Annotated in this window: 12 protein-coding genes; 6 read left to right on the top strand and 6 right to left on the bottom strand. The window is 68.0% G+C overall.

Going from position 1 to position 15,650, the window contains the following annotated elements; translation table 11 throughout:
* Positions 1–34 precede the first annotated feature (34 nt).
* Genes ACFTZB_RS15915 through ACFTZB_RS15905 form a run of 3 tightly spaced genes read right to left on the bottom strand, consistent with a single transcriptional unit; the run spans position 35 to position 3,522 of the window.
* Positions 35–1,378, bottom strand: coding sequence for a DUF1254 domain-containing protein (locus ACFTZB_RS15915; protein WP_378432812.1), 1,344 nt, complete (start codon positions 1,376–1,378; stop codon positions 35–37).
* A complete protein-coding gene (locus ACFTZB_RS15910) occupies positions 1,375–3,087 on the bottom strand; it encodes a SulP family inorganic anion transporter (protein ID WP_378432811.1) in 1,713 nt (570 codons plus the stop codon). The genes ACFTZB_RS15915 and ACFTZB_RS15910 overlap by 4 nt, the downstream gene beginning before the upstream one ends.
* Before the next feature lie 12 nt (positions 3,088–3,099).
* Positions 3,100–3,522 (bottom strand): hypothetical protein, encoded by a 423-nt coding sequence (locus tag ACFTZB_RS15905; RefSeq protein WP_083395660.1) that lies wholly within the window; start codon positions 3,520–3,522, stop codon positions 3,100–3,102.
* 172 nt (positions 3,523–3,694) lie between these two features.
* On the opposite strand from ACFTZB_RS15905, the gene ACFTZB_RS15900 reads away from it, so the two are divergent.
* On the top strand, positions 3,695–4,819 hold the full coding sequence (locus ACFTZB_RS15900) for an AI-2E family transporter (protein WP_378432809.1): 1,125 nt from the start codon (positions 3,695–3,697) through the stop codon (positions 4,817–4,819).
* Entirely contained in the window at positions 4,816–6,624 is a 1,809-nt protein-coding gene (locus tag ACFTZB_RS15895) for an alkyl/aryl-sulfatase (protein ID WP_378432807.1), read from the top strand. The genes ACFTZB_RS15900 and ACFTZB_RS15895 overlap by 4 nt, the downstream gene beginning before the upstream one ends.
* A gap of 68 nt (positions 6,625–6,692) precedes the next feature.
* On the opposite strand, the gene ACFTZB_RS15890 is transcribed toward ACFTZB_RS15895, so the two are convergent.
* Positions 6,693–7,982, bottom strand: a complete 1,290-nt coding sequence (locus ACFTZB_RS15890) for a M23 family metallopeptidase (protein WP_378432805.1) — start codon at positions 7,980–7,982, stop codon at positions 6,693–6,695.
* Positions 7,983–8,317: 335 nt separating this feature from the next.
* Here ACFTZB_RS15890 and ACFTZB_RS15885 point away from each other — a divergent pair, with 335 nt between their 5' ends.
* From ACFTZB_RS15885 to ACFTZB_RS15875, 3 genes are all read left to right on the top strand, one after another.
* Positions 8,318–10,870: a LuxR C-terminal-related transcriptional regulator gene (locus ACFTZB_RS15885; protein WP_378432804.1), complete on the top strand. Its 2,553-nt coding sequence runs from the start codon at positions 8,318–8,320 to the stop codon at positions 10,868–10,870.
* A 90-nt stretch (positions 10,871–10,960) separates the two neighbouring features.
* A complete protein-coding gene (locus tag ACFTZB_RS15880) occupies positions 10,961–11,209 on the top strand; it encodes a hypothetical protein (RefSeq protein WP_378432845.1) in 249 nt (82 codons plus the stop codon).
* A gap of 50 nt (positions 11,210–11,259) precedes the next feature.
* Positions 11,260–13,068 carry a serine/threonine-protein kinase PknD gene (locus ACFTZB_RS15875; RefSeq protein WP_378432802.1) on the top strand — a complete coding sequence of 603 codons (1,809 nt, stop codon included), beginning with the start codon at positions 11,260–11,262 and terminating at the stop codon, positions 13,066–13,068.
* A 4-nt stretch (positions 13,069–13,072) separates the two neighbouring features.
* On the opposite strand, the gene ACFTZB_RS15870 is transcribed toward ACFTZB_RS15875, so the two are convergent.
* Both ACFTZB_RS15870 and ACFTZB_RS15865 read right to left on the bottom strand, forming a co-directional pair.
* Positions 13,073–13,408 (bottom strand): WhiB family transcriptional regulator, encoded by a 336-nt coding sequence (locus ACFTZB_RS15870; RefSeq protein WP_005253437.1) that lies wholly within the window; start codon positions 13,406–13,408, stop codon positions 13,073–13,075.
* Positions 13,393–14,397 carry an ROK family glucokinase gene (locus ACFTZB_RS15865; protein WP_378432801.1) on the bottom strand — a complete coding sequence of 335 codons (1,005 nt, stop codon included), beginning with the start codon at positions 14,395–14,397 and terminating at the stop codon, positions 13,393–13,395. Before ACFTZB_RS15865 ends, ACFTZB_RS15870 begins: the two co-directional genes overlap by 16 nt.
* Positions 14,398–14,589: 192 nt before the next feature.
* Between ACFTZB_RS15865 and ACFTZB_RS15860 the strand changes: the two genes are divergently transcribed.
* The gene (locus ACFTZB_RS15860; RefSeq protein WP_378432800.1) at positions 14,590–15,588 is read left to right on the top strand and encodes an FUSC family protein; all 999 of its coding nucleotides are present in this window, start codon (positions 14,590–14,592) and stop codon (positions 15,586–15,588) included.
* The last annotated feature ends 62 nt before the right edge of the window (positions 15,589–15,650 follow it).

The raw sequence follows: 15,650 nt of genomic DNA, 5'->3' as shown, positions 1-15,650 counted from the left end.
CCCGAACACTACCGCCGATTCACTGCCTCCCGGATCACATGGTCTTCACGATCGGCGGGATCTCGAACGTTCCGTCGAACACCTCGGCTCGGGGGCTGTACATCCGCAGCATCGGCCGGAAACCCGCGTCCGGTGTGGGCAGCCAGTTGGCGCGGGCGACCGGGTCGGCCGGGGCGGTCGCGCCGAGCGTGATGGTCAGCGAACCGTCGTCGGCGAACACCAGTCCCGGGGTGCGGTCGCCGATCGAATAGCGGTCGAGGGGATTGTCGACGAGAAAGAACTCCGGGAGGTCGTACATGGTGATCGACCAGAACGCGTCGACGGGCGGGGTCGGCGCGAACGTGAGCGTGTAGGTGTGTTCGCCGGAGAGTTCGTCGCCGTCGCTGTCGTGGTAGATCGGCGCGTACGCGGCCTCGTAGCCGTGGTTGCCCCACAGTCCCGCCATCGCGGCACCGGCCCGCAGGCCCAGTGCCTTCGAGCGGTCCTCGATCCGCCACTCGGGTGAGTTCACGGTGCCGACCTCGAAGAAGTCGTCGTTGTAGTCGAAGGCGTGGTACATCAACTGCCAGCCGTTGACGACGGCCGCACCGGCACCCGATTTCAGTGCGGCAACCAACGATTGGTGCCCGGCCTCGGCGCCCGCCGTGAGGACGGACGCGAGATCCGGCGGGGCCTCGAGGTACAGCGACGCCCCGGTCTCGAGCAATCCGAGCGGGGCGAACATCTGCTCGGCGATCAGGTCCTGCGCGGCGGGCGGGTACGCCTGCGAGTACACCCGCAGCTTCTCCCAGAAGCGAAGGTCCTCGGGGACGTTCGGGTCGGGTGCGGGCAGACCGCTTGCCTGCGCCTGGTCACCGACGGGTTCCAGCGTGAGGGCCGATTGCAGTGCGTTCACCCGTTCCAGGTCGGCCTCGCCGTCGCAGGCCCAGCGGCCGACGATGGTGCCGACCACGGTGGGGAACGCGATCCGCGTCGCGCCGGCGGGGACCTCGCCGGACCACCCGGGGCCGGTCAGCAGATAACGGCCTGCCGCCGTTCCCGTCGCACGTTTGCCGACGTACGCGAAATTGTCGGTCCACGCATCGACGAACTGCAGCACGTAGTACGCGCCGCCGCTGTCGGGCACCCGCAGCAGTTGCGGTCCGTCGCCGAGGTCGATCTGCGCGATCGAGTAGACGGTGTCGTTGTTGACCGAGACGAAGGTGTCCCGCGGCCCGGCGAGGGTGCGGGCGTGACTGAACGTGTTGAACGGTGCGGGCGCGAGGCTCCCCATCCCGTCCGCCACGAAACGGTTCACCTGGTCGAGATCGAACACCAGCGGGAAACCGTACACCCACGCCTTCGCGGCGAGTTCCTGCAATTCTGTACTGACGGTCACGAATCCTCCTCTGGCCGTTCCCGGCTCATATCGGCAAGCGCTTCCCGCACGGTCGGGTACAGGCCGACGGGTGAAGTGTGGGAGCCCGCGCGCCGCATCGTGTCGCGGAACTGGCCGATGTCTCGGGCCACCCGGAGGTCGACGCCCCTGCGTTCCAGGGCGTCCCGCAGTTGCCCCAGCATCTGCGCCGAACTGACGTCGATGAACGGGGACGTCTCCGCGTCGAGCACCACCGTCCTGGTGTCGTCGGTGCACAGTTCTTCGATGCGGTCCTTCACGTGATCGGCGTTGGCGAAGAACAATCCGGACTCGACCCGCACGACCACCACGTGCGGAGTGGCGGGCAGTTCGGGGTGACGTTCGGCGTCCACCCACAGCGACCCGTCCTTCACGAGCGCCGCGACGTGGGGACGGGAGGCTCGGTAGAGCAGCAGGAGCATGGAGACGCCGATGCCGATGACCAGCCCGGGCAGGGTGTCGAAGAGCAGAACACCCACCATCGCCGCGAGAGCCGCCGCGAAGTCGGCGCGCGCGGCGTGGCCGTAGATGCTGCCCAGCCGCGTCGTCCACACCCCGTACAGCCTGCGGAGCGCGGCGATGTCGACGAGTTCGACGACTGCGGCGATCACCACCGCGGCCAGGGTCGCTTCGGGCAGGTTCTCGAAGAGGCCGGTGAGGAACAGCAGCGTGACCACGGTCAGCGCGGCGACGACGAGACCGCTGACCTGAGATTTCGCGCCCGCCCCTCCATTCACCGCCGTCTTGGAGAGGCTGCCGTTGACCACCATTCCCGAGCACAACCCGGAACCGAGGTTTGCGGTGCCGAGGCCGAGAAGTTCCCGGTTCGGGTCGATCTCGTAGCCTTCCTTCGCCGCGTACGTCTTCGCGGCGCCGAGACCTTCGGCGAAGCCGATCAGCAGCACGCCGACCGCCGGACCCAGCAGGTCGACGTAGTCGTCGAACCCGACTCCGGCCGGCAGACCGAGCGAGGGCAGACCCGGATCGATGTGCCCGACGATGTCGACGCCCCGGTCGTCCAGCCCGAACAACGACACCGCCGCGATCCCGAGGAGCACGGCGAGCAGCGATCCCGGGACCAGCGGCAGCCAGCGTGTGAACCCGAGCACCACCACCAGGCTGAGACCGCCGACGACGAGCGTCACCCAGTGCAGGTCCCCGAGATGGGTGAGCACCCCCCAGGCCTGTTCGAAGAAGTTGCCCTGCTCCTTCTCCACTCCGAACAGCGCGGGCACCTGTCCGACGATGATGGTGAGGGCGAGGCCGACGATGAAGCCCTTCAGCACCGGCTCGGAGATGAACGAGGCGATGAATCCGAGGCGCAGCAGACCGGCCAGCAGCCCCGCGATCCCGGTGGCGATCGCGAGGACGGCGGACAGCGCCGCATACGTTCCGCCGTCCGCACCGGCCAGCGGCGCGACGATCGCCGCCGACAGGGCTGCGGTCGCCGACATCGGACCCACCACGAGGTGACGCGAACTGCCCGCCGCCGCGTACAGGATCAGTGCCGGGACCGCCGCGTAGAGGCCGACGACCGGTGGCACCCCCGCGATGGTCGCGTAGGCCAGTGCCTCCGGGACCAGCACCGCCCACACGGTCAGGCCCGCGATCACATCGGGCCTGATCCACCCCCGTTGGTAGTCCCGCAGCGAGCCGAACACCGGCCAGGTGCCGGTCACGGTACTCACCACGTCGTCATCGTCCTAGTCCCTGGCGGTGTCCCAGGTGGTGACCGCCCAGATCACGACGACGTCGAGTGCGATGATCAGAATCGACCACAGCGGGTAGTAGGGCAGCCACAGGAAGTTGGCGAGGATCGACAGCGCGGCGATGCAGACCGCGACGACGCGAGCCCACGTGGCGCCCGTCATCAGTCCGATCGCGCTGATGGCCAGGACGACGCCCAGCACGATGTGGATCCAGCCCCACGCGGTGGTGTCGAACTGGTAGGTGTATTGGACGCCGATGACCAGCAGATCGTCGGACGCGACTGCGGCGATGCCCTGGAAGAACGAAATCACGCCGACGGTCAGCAGCAATATCGCCGCTGCCAGTGAAGTTCCTGCTGCAAAACCCTGTTTCACAGGGCTGTCCGTCCTGGACTCCGGGGTAGTCGTCATGTCCATGCCCTTCTCGAAAGTGTGTTTGCGAACAGTCGAATCGTCCGGCCCCCGGAGGTGCGAGGCATCATCCGCGCCGGGTGATCCTCATCTGCAACGGATGATGTGACGCCGACGGCGTGGTGCAAGAGTCGAATCGGGGCATCCCGGAAGACCGGCCGTTGCGAAGGGACACGCGATGATCGATCCGCAGGACGCATCCGGCGCGGAGCCGGACACTCGGTGGTCGATGCCGCGCGGCCTGATCGTGATCCTCGGATTGGCCGCGCTCGTCATCACCGTGGCCGGGATCCAGGTGGCGGCGCCGATCCTCGCCCCGATCTTCCTCGCCCTCATGCTCACCGTCGCGGTCCATCCGCTCCCCGTGTGGCTTCACGGGAAGGGTGTGCCGCCGTGGCTCGCGACGATCGCCGCGATCCTGGTCGTCAACGGCATCCTCGTCGTACTCGTGCTGTCGCTGGCGCTGTCGGTCGCGCAGCTCGCCACGCTCCTCCCGGAGTACGCGGACGACTTCACGTCCCTCATCGACAGCGCCCAGAGCTTCCTGAACAGCCACGGCGTGAACTCCACCAGCGCCCAGACCCTGCTCTCCCAAGTGGATTACACCACGGTGTTCGGTTTCGTGGACGGCATCCTGCAGGCGATGCTGGGGGTCTTCTCGAACCTGCTGTTCCTCGCCGCCCTCCTGCTGTTCATGGCGGTCGACGGAAGCTCCTACGGTTCGCGGATGAGCATCGTCACGCGGATGCGCCCCGACATCGCCACCGCCCTGTCCGCCTTCTCCCTCGGCACCCGCAAGTACCTGGTCGTGACCACCGTCTTCGGTTTGATCGTCGCGGTCATCGACACCGGAGCACTATGGGCGCTGGGGATTCCGCTGCCGATCCTGTGGGGCCTGCTGTCGTTCATCACCAACTACATCCCGAACGTCGGCTTCGTACTCGGACTCGTCCCGCCCGCCCTGCTCGGGCTGCTGCAGGGCGGGCCGGGGCTGATGCTGACCGTCATCGTCCTGTACAGCGTCATCAACGTCATCATCCAGTCCGTGATCCAGCCCAAGTTCGTCGGGGACGCTGTCGGCCTGTCCGTGACGTTCACGTTCCTGTCGCTGGTGTTCTGGACGTGGATCCTCGGACCGCTCGGCGCGATCCTCGCCATCCCGCTGACGCTGATGGCGAAGGCACTGCTGATCGACATCGACCCGTCCACGAGGTGGATCAACACGATCCTCAGCAGCTCACCCACACCCCCGGCACCGGCCACCACCCCCACCCCGCCACGACACGAGAAGGAAGAACCATGACACCCGACTTCTCCGACACCACCGATTTCGAAGACGCCGACCGCGGTTTCGTCGACCGTCTCGACCCCTGCACCGTCGCGGACGCGGACGGTCGCACGGTGTGGGACATGCAGGAGTACGCGTTCCTGTCCGGCGACTGCCCGGACACGGCCGACCCGAGCCTGTGGCGGCAGTCGCAACTGTGCGCGAAGGACGGGCTGTACGAGGTCACCGACGGCATCTACCAGCTGCGCGGAATCGACCTGTCCAACATGACGATCGTCGAGGGCGAGACGGGTGTCCTGGTGATCGACCCGCTCATCTCGCAGGAGACCGCGGCCGCCGCGCTCGCGCTGTACCGGAAGAACCGGGGCGACCGGCCCGTCACCGGCGTCATCTACACCCACTCCCACATCGACCACTTCGGTGGCGTCGTCGGCGTCCTCCCGGACGGTCGCGGCGACGTCCCGATCCTCGCGCCCGAAGGGTTCCTCGAACACGCGGTCTCCGAGAACGTCTACGCCGGAACGGCGATGGGCAGGCGCGCCACCTACATGTACGGACCGCTGCTGCCCAAGGGTCCGCGCGGGCACCTCGGGGCGGGGCTCGGAACGAACACGTCGACCGGCAGGCCCGGGCTGATCCCGCCGACCGTCGACATCACCCACACCGGTCAGGAGGAGACCGTCGACGGCATCCGGATCCTCTTCCAGGTGACGCCCGGAACGGAGGCGCCCGCCGAGATGAACTTCCTGTTCCCGGACCACCGGGCACTGTGCATGGCCGAGAACGCCACCCACAACCTGCACAATCTCCTCACACTGCGCGGCGCACTTGTCCGCGATCCCCGCGCCTGGTCGCGGTATCTCGACCAGGCGATCGAAATGTTCGACGGCGGCTACGACGTCTCGTTCGCGTCCCACCACTGGCCGACGTGGGGTCGCGACCGGGTGGTGAAATTCCTGTCGGAGCAGCGCGACCTGTACCAGTACCTGCACGACCAGACGCTGCGGATGCTCAACGCGGGACTGACCGGGATCGAGATCGCCGAAGATTTCCCGCTGCCGCCCGCCCTCGAATCCGCCTGGCATGCGCGCGGGTACTACGGCTCGGTCAGCCACAACGTGAAGGCGATCTACCAGCGGTACATGGGTTGGTTCGACGGCAACCCGACGTCACTGTGGCCGCATCCGCCCGAAGGCGCGGCCACCCGCTACGTCGAATGCATGGGCGGCCAGGACGAGGTCCGGTCGAAGGCGACGCAGTACCTCGAGCGCGGAGATCTGCGGTTCGCCGCCGAACTGCTCAAGCACGCCGTGTTCGCCGACCCCTCCGACGACGCGGCCAAGGACCTGCTGGCCCGCACATACGAGCAACTCGGCTTCGGTGCGGAGAACGCCACCTGGCGCAACTTCTACCTCACCGGGGCACTCGAACTGCGCGGCGGCATCGTCGCCCCGCCGCTCAGCGACCTCGGCGCGGACATGCTGAGTGCCCTGACGATCGACCAGATCTTCGACTCCGTCGCCCTCCGCATCAACGGCCCGCGAGCCTGGGACGCCACCCTCGTCGCGGAATGGCACTTCACCGAACCCGAAGCGCACTACCGGACCACGCTGTCCAACGGCGCGCTCATCCAGACGGTCGCGCCGAGGACGCCGACGCAACCGGACGTCACGCTGACCCTGACGAAGATGCAGTTGCTTGCCCTGTTCGCCGGCCGGGGACTGGAGGGCATCGAGGTGACGGGCGACCCGTCGAAACTCCTCGCCCTCACCGCATTGCTCGACCCGCCCGACAACGCGTTCCCGATCGTCACGCCGTAGGCGCTTCGCGCCCGTGAGTGGTTAGAGAGTCTCTGGACTCCTTGACCACTCACGGGCGGCGGAGCCGCCTACCCGAAGTCGACGATCGCGAGATTGCCCGGAAGCTCATCCGTCCGCGGCTCACCGGTGGGCAGTTTTCCCTGCAGGAACTGCCCCGACAGGTAGTCGTCCGCGTCGAGGATCTGCTGCGGCGCCACCTGCCCGTCGTATTCGAAGCTGTCGAAGACGTACGGCAGGGAGTCGGCATAGAGCAGGCTCGGGCCGTTCATGAGCTGGAAGTGCAGGTGCGACGCGTTGGCGTTGCCGGTGTTCCCGAGTTTCGCGAGCGTGTCGCCCTTCGAGACCTTGTCCCCGGGCTTGACGAGCAGCGAACCCTCGATGAAGTGCGCGTACATCGCGTAGACGCCGCCCCCGAGGTCGAGGACGACGTGGTTTCCGTCGACGTTCTCGACGGTGAGTTTCGCGGCGAGTTCCGGCACCTCGGCGGGCAGTGTGCCCGGGGCGTTGGCGGGCACGTTGTCCAATGTGGCTACGACCGTTCCGTCGGCGACGGCGTACACGTCGGACCCGTAGTCGACGTAGCTCTCGTTCTTCGTCCGGTCGCCGGTATAGAACTCGCCCTGGTCGTTGGTGCGTTTCCAGTCGATCGCGAACCGCTGACTGTTGTTGATCTTGCCGTCGACCGGGAGCGGCGACGTGCGGTGCGGGAATCCCGGCAGGCAGCAGCCGTTGAGGGCAATCCAGTTGTCGCCCTTCAGCGGTGGCGAGATGACGCGTGGGGTCCCGGCGTCGATGTCGAGGGCGGTGATCAGATAGTCGACGGGGGACGGTTCCCGCGACGACGGCGCAGCCGCGGCGCTGCCGTACAGGTGGTGGAGCACCGCCTTCGGGGCCTGATCGAGCGAGTCGAACGTGTAGTCGACGAACAGGATACGAGTCTCCTGCGGCGGAATCGCCGTGGAGGTGGCTGCCGGCGCGGTCAGCATTCGCAGCCGGTTGCAGTCGCCGTACGGACAATTCGGTTCGACGAGCGCCGCACCGGAGAACGACGCGATCACCTTCGACGGGTCGGTCCCGTCGACGACGTCCAGTTTGTCGAGCGTCGCCGGGACGGGTGTCGCGTTCGTCAGCTGGAGGTCGTAGGCGACGTGGTACTTGCCGTCGGTGCCCGGGAACGGGAAGGTCGGATCACCGATCGGGGTGAGGATCAATCCCGTGTAGGCGTCGGGCACGGTGACCGCGCCGGTCCCGCCTTCCGTCGTCGGCGTCGCACTCGTCTCCGGCGCGTCGTCGCTGCTCGAGCACCCCGCCGCGACGAGTGCGATCGACATCATCAGCCCGGCAACTGCCAACTTCATGGTCACTCCGTTCAGGCACTTCGCCGCGGCCCTGCGCCCTTCGACGTGGTCATCGTCCGCCGATCCGCCGGCGACGGATTCACCCGTCTCGTGTGAACTTCGGATTGCTGCCGGTTTGCGGAAACCACGTTCATCCACACAGAACACCGGGTTCTCGCTAAAATCGTCGCACCGGCTTTCTGCGTCGGGGATTGGCGTTTGTCGAAGATCGTTTCTCGGTGCAGCGAGAATTGGGGGTCGGCGTGACGGCAGCACCGCTCGGGGAATTTCATCTGAGTACTCGAATACCTTCGAGTGCAGGGGGTCGAACGGTCACCCGGACCCGCCTGCACACCATGCTCACCGACGCGCTCACCGACGAGGCCCACCCGTATCCGGTCGCGCTGGTCTGCGCGCCTGCCGGGTCGGGGAAGACGCGGGCGGTGGCCGACTGGGCGCGGGAGTTGCTGGCCGCCGACGACGCCCCGACCATTGCGTGGCTCACCATCGAGGAGCGGCACAACGACCTCGACGTCGTCCACCGGGCGATCCTCCGCGCACTCACCGACTCCGGAAATCCTCGTCTGCGGAAGGCGTGCGCCGGGCTCGTTTCGGAGTCACCGGACCTCGGTGCCACGTTGTCGGCCGCGTTGCACGAACTCGGCGAGAACGTGTGGATGATCATCGACGACGCCCACCTCCTGCGGGACACCGACGTGCTCACCGATCTCGAGTCGTTCATGCGCTGGCAGCCGCCGATGCTGCGGACGGTCATCGTCGGACGGTTCGAGCCGCCGCTCGCGCTGCAGCGGCTTCGCCTGGACGGCAGGCTGTTCACGCTCACGGCAACGGATCTCGCCTTCACGTCCGACGAGTCCGCCGAGATGCTCGACGAGCACGGCGTGGTGCTACCCCCGGACGATCTCGACGCCCTCATGGTTCGCACGGAGGGCTGGGCTGCCGGAATCCGTCTGGCGGGAATGTCTTTGGAAGGACATCCGGATCCGAGCCGGTTGATCGCCGAGTTCTCGGGCGACCGCCGGGCCGTCGCCGACTATCTCATCGAGGAGGTCCTCTCCGGCCAGACCGACGAGATGCGCGAGTTCCTCCTGCGCACGTCCGTCCCCGCCTCGTTCACGGTCGAACTCGCCGAGAAACTCACGGGCTGCACGGACGCGCACGGCAACATCGACTGGCTCGAGCACCACAATTTTCTGATCAGCCGAATCACCGAGAACCCCACCCACTATCGCTACCACCCGCTGCTGCACAGTTATCTGCGCGCGGAGATCAGCCGGATCGGCCACGTCGAAGTCGAGCATCTCGAATTGACGGCGGCCCACTGGCACGACGAATTCGGGGATGCGCTGCTCGCACTCGAGCACGCGGTGAACTCCGGTGATCACGACGAGATCGTGGCACTGCTGGCCCGGACGTCGCTGCCCCTGATCATCGGGGGCCACGGCGAGGCCGTCGACCGGATTCTCACGCGGGCGCCCCGGGCGTCGCAGGACCATCCGTCGGCACGGCTGCTCCGCGCGGCTGCCGCGCTCGCCTCGGGAAACATCCCGGTGGCCACGTCGACCCTCGAACTCCTCGACCGCAGGAAGTCGGGACTGCTGGTGGACGGGGCCACCGAATCCCGGGTGCACCTGCTGCTCCGCGAATCGCTGCGGGTGCAGACCGCGATCGGCACCGGCGACATCGAGACCGCGCTGAAGCGCCTGCAGAGCGTGGGCGGCGGATCGAGCGGCGACCCCGATCTCGACGCGTTCGTCCTGCTCCAGGAAGGGCGTGCGCTGCTCTTCCTCGGACGGGACGACGACGCGGAGGCCGTGCTCGGGAGGTCACTCGCGCACGCGCGGCTCGGCGACGCACCGTTGAGCGTCATGTACTGCTTGGGAACTCTCGCCGCCGTCTCGATGTCGCGGGGGGACGTCAGGGTGGCGTCCGAACTGGTGGACGAGGCCCTGACTATCGGCCGGACGCAGTCGGCGACGAGCGATCCGACGTTCCAGTTGACGAAGCTGATCGACTCCTGGTGCCGCTACATGCAGATGGACCCCGACGCCGCCCGTGTCGCCGCCGAATCCGCAGAGGCGTTGCGTCGCGCGAGCACCGCAACCGCGGGTTTCGCCGACGGCGCCGCGGCCCTGTTCGGTCTCGACGAGTCCGAACACCGGCACGCTTCGGTGACGATGGTGCATGCGGACAGCCCCGTGTCGTCCGCGCTGCCGATGCCGCCGGGAATCCGGGCGGTGCTGCTGCCCGCCATCCAGTACGCGTATCTGTCCGCCGGTGAGATCGGGTGGGCGCACGAGTTGGCCACCGAGGCGCAGGCCTACCTCGGGCCCACCGGCGACACACCCCTCGTCGAGGCGATCATCCACCTGCATCTGCACCGCCTCGACCTGGCCCGCCGGACGATCCAGCCGGTCCTGGACGGTGAACTGGACTGCGCGGCGGGCACCAACCTGATCGCGGCGTGGCTCGTGGACGCGTCGATCGCGCTTGCCCGGAAACATGATTCGCGCGCCCACAGCGCACTGACCGAGGCGTTGCGTCTCGCGGAGCCGCAGTCGGTGCTGCGTCCGTTCCACGACTGCGGACCACAGATCCGGGATCTTCTCGTGCGGAGCACCGGCCGGTTCGGAGTGCTCGAACCGTTCGCGGAGAGGCTCCGCGCGTCGTTCCCCCGGTCGGAGAGCACGGCATCCGACATGCTCACTCCCCGTGAACTGGAACTCCTCGTGGAGCTTCCGTCCTGGCGCACCGCCGAGCAGATCGCGGCCGACCTGTGCGTGTCGGTGAACACGGTGAAGACGCATTTGCGCGGGATCTACCGCAAACTCGGCGTCACGTCCCGCCGCGACGCGATCGCCGCCGCGCAACACAACGGTTTGCTCTGAGACGGTTCACCACTTGCGGGTGAGGCGCGTCGCCGTTCCGTGGGTCACCCTGAAATCTACGGCTGACCGAGTTCTGGAACGACGATGCGAATGAAGGAGCCCGCCGTGGTGCGTCCTGAATCGAACTGGCCCGGCAAGGTCAGGTACGCCTTCCTGATCAGCGGCGCCCTGTCCGATCGGGTGCTGGCGGCCTTCCCCGAGTTGGACGTCTCGGACGTCACGACCGGTGACACGACGCTCTACGGTCCGGTCGACGGCCCGACGGATCTCCGCGGCATGCTGGCCCGCTTCGACGCGCTGGGGCTGACCGTCCTCGAGATGCGCAGGCTACCGGACTGACGGGGCTGCGGGGTTCAATGGTGAAGGGTCCCGGGAGGCGGTGAAGCCGAGTGAGCGGCGAGTTCGAACCGGGCACGGTGTTTGCCGGCTACGTGATCGAACGGGTTCTGGGACGAGGCGGGATGGGCACCGTCTACCTCGCCCAGCATCCCAACCTGCCGCGCAAGGTCGCTCTCAAACTGCTCGACACGTCGTGGACGAGCGACGACTACGTCCGGTCGCGTTTCGAGTCGGAAGCGGACCACGCCGCCCACCTCGACCATCCCAACATCGTCACCGTCCACGACCGCGGCCGTGAGGGCGGCAGGTTGTGGATCGCGATGCAGTACGTTCCCGGCGTCGACGCCCGGAGAGCGCTCAATTCCGGGGCACTGGACGTGGAGCGCGCCGTGCACATCGTCGGCGAGACCGGGAAGGCGCTCGATCACGCGCACGAGGCGGGGATCCTGCATCGCGACGTGAAGCCGGCGAACATCCTGCTCGCGCCGGGCGACCCGGAACGTGTGCTGCTCACCGATTTCGGCACCGCCAAGGCCCTGGACGAGACGCATCAGCTGACCCGCACCGGGATGCTGGTGGCGACACTGCATTACGCGGCGCCCGAGCAGATCGAGGGCCGGAACCTCGACCACCGTGTCGACATCTACGCGTTGGGCTGCACCTTCTTCCATCTGCTCACCAACGAACCGCCGTATCCCGGGACCACCGCGTCCTCGGTGATGCACGGTCATCTGAACGGGCCGATTCCCAAGCCGACCGTCGTGCGACCGGGGCTGCCCGCCGGTGTCGACGCCGTCGTCGCGCGCGCCATGGCCAAGGACCGCGAGGAGCGCTACTCGACGTGCCGTGAGTTCAGCGACGCCGTCCACGCGATCGAGTGGGACGCGCCCGGCAGCGTCACCCGCCCTGCTGCCCTCGCCGACTCCGCCGCGACCACCCGGACGAGCCGTCCCGCCGTGACCCGGCCCGACGCCGAGCCGGGTGCGGAGCCGACGGCACCGACCGCGGTCGCGGGCCGGTGGCGGCGCACACGCTGGCTGCTCGCCGCCCTTCTGGCGGTGGTCCTCGTCGCCGCCGCTGTCGCCTATGTCGTCTGGCCGGGCGAGGAGTCGGCCGACAGGCAGGTGGTGCTCCCGCTGACCGGCGTGCAGGGCCCGGCCGGGCTCGCGGTCTCGGGCAGCGGAAACCTGTACATCGCGGACAGCGCGGCCAAGCAGGTTCTGGAGGTGCGGGCCGGGTCCTACGAGCAGACGGTTCTGCCGTTCACCGGACTCGAGGTTCCGCAGGGAATTGCGGTCAGTGCGTCCGGCGACGTGTACGTGTCCGACCTCGTGACCAACACCGTGACGATGCTGCACGGCAGCACCCAGGTACCGATGCCGATCGGCGGGCTGAACCAGCCGTTCGGAATCGCGCTCGGACCGGATGGAACGCTGTACGTCGCGGACACGCTGAACAACCGGGTGATGGCCCTGCGCGACGTCACCGCCGCCCCCGTCGCGGTGCCGCTGACGGTGATCGGGCCGTTCGCCGTCGCCGTCGGTGAGCAGGGCGATCTCTACGTCGGCACGCCCAACAAGGTGCTCGCGTGGAACGCCGCCACCCGCGCCCAGAGCTTCCTGCCGTTCACCGACCTCCAGAGCGTCGGTGGTGTCGCGGTCGACGACGAAGGAACCGTGTACGCGATCGACCAGAACCACAACCGGATTCTGCGGCTGCCCGCCGGTTCGGACGAGCAGGAGGTCCTCCCGTTCACGGGCCTGGACCAGCCGGAAGGGATCGCCGTGTCGAGCCGGGGCGATGTGTACGTCGCGGACACCGACAACAGCCGGGTGGTCATGCTGCCCGCGGGCAGCTGACCGCTCAGGCCTGGCGTGCCAGGTCGAATCCGAACGATTCGGCGACGGCCTCGTCGACCCGGCCGTGGTGATTGGCGAGCAGTTCTTCGCGTTCGTTCGCGGAGAGACCGCCCCAGATGCCGTACGGTTCACCGACACTGAGCGCGTGCTCCCGGCACTGCACCAGCACGGGGCAGCCGCGGCAGATCATCTTGGCGCGGAAGTCCCGCATCTCGCGTGCCCGGCCCCGTTCGCGGTCGGGGTGGAAGAAGGTGGACGACTCGTAGCCGCGGCACGCGGCGTCCCTCTGCCAGTCCCACACCTCGGCGACCGGAATGGGAAGACTCAACCGATTGGACATTGCACTCCTCCAGATACTCGTGAGCCGTTGTGTGCGAGCCCGAGAACTCGTTCCCGGGCCAGATCGGCGGCGCCGACGATGCCGACGTTCGCGCCGAGTTCCGCCAGTCGCACCTCGGCGACCGGTCGATGTGCGCGTCCCGTGAGACGGTTCTCGAAAGCGGCAGCGGCGGGACCGCGCAGCAGTTCACCGGCCTCGCACACTCCCCCGCCGATGATGAACAGGTCGGGGTCGAAGAACGCGGCGATGTCCGCCATGCCGTGTCCCAGCCAGGAACCGATCACCCGGAAACATTCGAGCGCGGCGGGGTCGCCGTCCTGCGCGGCGGCGGTGACGTGCAGGCCGGTGATGGCGTCCGCCCTGCCGCCTGCGCGGGCGAGGAGGTCGGCGGCGAAACCGGGCGACACGTTCGCGAGGTCCTGCGCTTCCCGGACGAGTGCCCGCCCGCTGGCGTAACGCTCCCAGCAGCCGTGGTTGCCGCAGCCGCACCGGCGACCGTGCGGTTCGACGTTGAGGTGCCCGAACTCCGCGGCCACCCCGAACTTGCCGCGGTGGAGGACGCCGTCGACGACGATGCCGCCGCCGATCCCGGTTCCCACGGTGAGCACGACGACGGTCTGTCCCGTCCGCCCGGCCCCGAAGCGCGCTTCGCCCCAGGCGGCGGCGTTGGCGTCGTTCTCCACCACCGTCGGCAATCCGCACGCCGCTTCGACCGCCGCACCGAGCGGTTCGTTGCGCCAGGCGAGGTTCGGGGCGAACAGCACGGTGCTGAGGTCGGCGGCGACGAAGCCCGCCGCGCCGATGCCGACAGCCCGGACCGGGTGGGTACCGGCCAGATCCCGGACGAGTTCGGCGATGACGTTCTCGACACCGCGCGCATCGTGGGACGGGGTGTCACGACGCACCATCCGGTGGATGACTCCGTCGGTGTCGACCACGCCGGCAGCGATCTTCGTGCCACCCACGTCGATGCCAATTGTCAGAGCCATGTCTCGTGTCCTCTTCAAAATCTACGAGTGAGCGGTGTCACGCTGACACTAGAGGACCTTTGGCTCGTTATCAATACGTACTTTGGTTTTTCTAAGAACAAAGTGTGCGGTATGTCAGCACCGATCGGGAACTTCGCGATCTCATCCCCGAGGAGTGATCCGGGACTGCGCAGGTAGGAGGACGCTGAGAACGTGCCCCACGAGCAGCCGGAACCGGGCGAGACCGGCACCCGGCGTATCGACTGGCAATGGCGAGCCGCGACGCTCGGCGCCGTCGACGCCGCGCCGGCCGCGGCGGTCACCGCCGTCGCAGTCCCGTCGGGTGTCGCGCTGGCGGTGGGGGTGCTGCCTGCAGCGATCATGGGACTGCCGCCGACCCGACGGGCGCGGGCTGCACTGATCCTCGTCGGGATCCTGACCGGGCTGCCGATGGTGTTGGGCTCACTCGTCGCCCGCACACCCCTGCTGGCGATCGTGGTCGTGTTCGCCCTCGCAGTCGGTGCGGCGGCGCTCGCACGGACCACCGTCGCGAAACGGCGAAACCTCGGCAGGGTCTTGTCGACGCTGTCGGTGCCGCTGGTCGGAGTCGGGCTCAGCTACGACGACCCGACGACAGCAATCGAACTCGCGGTGCTCATGATCGGCGGCTCGGTGTTCGCGTACGTCGTTTCGCTGCTGCTCCCCGAGCATGCTGCCGACGCGCCCGCCCGGCCCGGGACCGCGATCACCCTCGGGTACGGCGTCCGACTCGGCGCCGCAGGCGCGACCGCCGCCGCGATCGGGTTCGCCCTCGACCTCGACCACGTCGGCTGGGCCTGCGCAGCAGCACTTCTCGTGATGCGTCCCGACACCGACGAACAGGTGACGCGCATGGCGGGACGGATCGCATCGATGCTCATCGGGGGAACGGCAGCCGTGCTCGTCGTCGGTGCGACTCCCGCCGACTGGGTCTACAGCGCTGCCGTCGTCGCGATCGTCGCGACTGCCGCGGCAACCCACCGCAGTCGCTGGTACGTGACCTCCACGTTCACCACGTTCCTCGTGTTCGTCCTGCTGCTGTATTCCGATCCCGAACAGGCCGGATACCGCTTCGCCGAACGGCTTTCCGAAACCGTGCTCGGCGTCGCCATCGCGTTCGTCTTCGGCATCGCCGTCCCCGCCCTGCGGCGTCGGACGCGGTCGTCCCGCTGACGGGGCGGAACGTTCGACGGACGAACGGGACGCTCGTTCGATCTGACGCAACGAGCGTCCCG

The organism is Rhodococcus sp. NPDC057014, assembly GCF_042673295.1.
In the GTDB taxonomy this organism is placed as follows: Bacteria; Actinomycetota; Actinomycetes; order Mycobacteriales; family Mycobacteriaceae; genus Rhodococcus_F.
The sequence above is the reverse complement of the archived record's forward strand: the minus strand, read 5'-3'. Positions and strand labels throughout refer to the sequence as shown.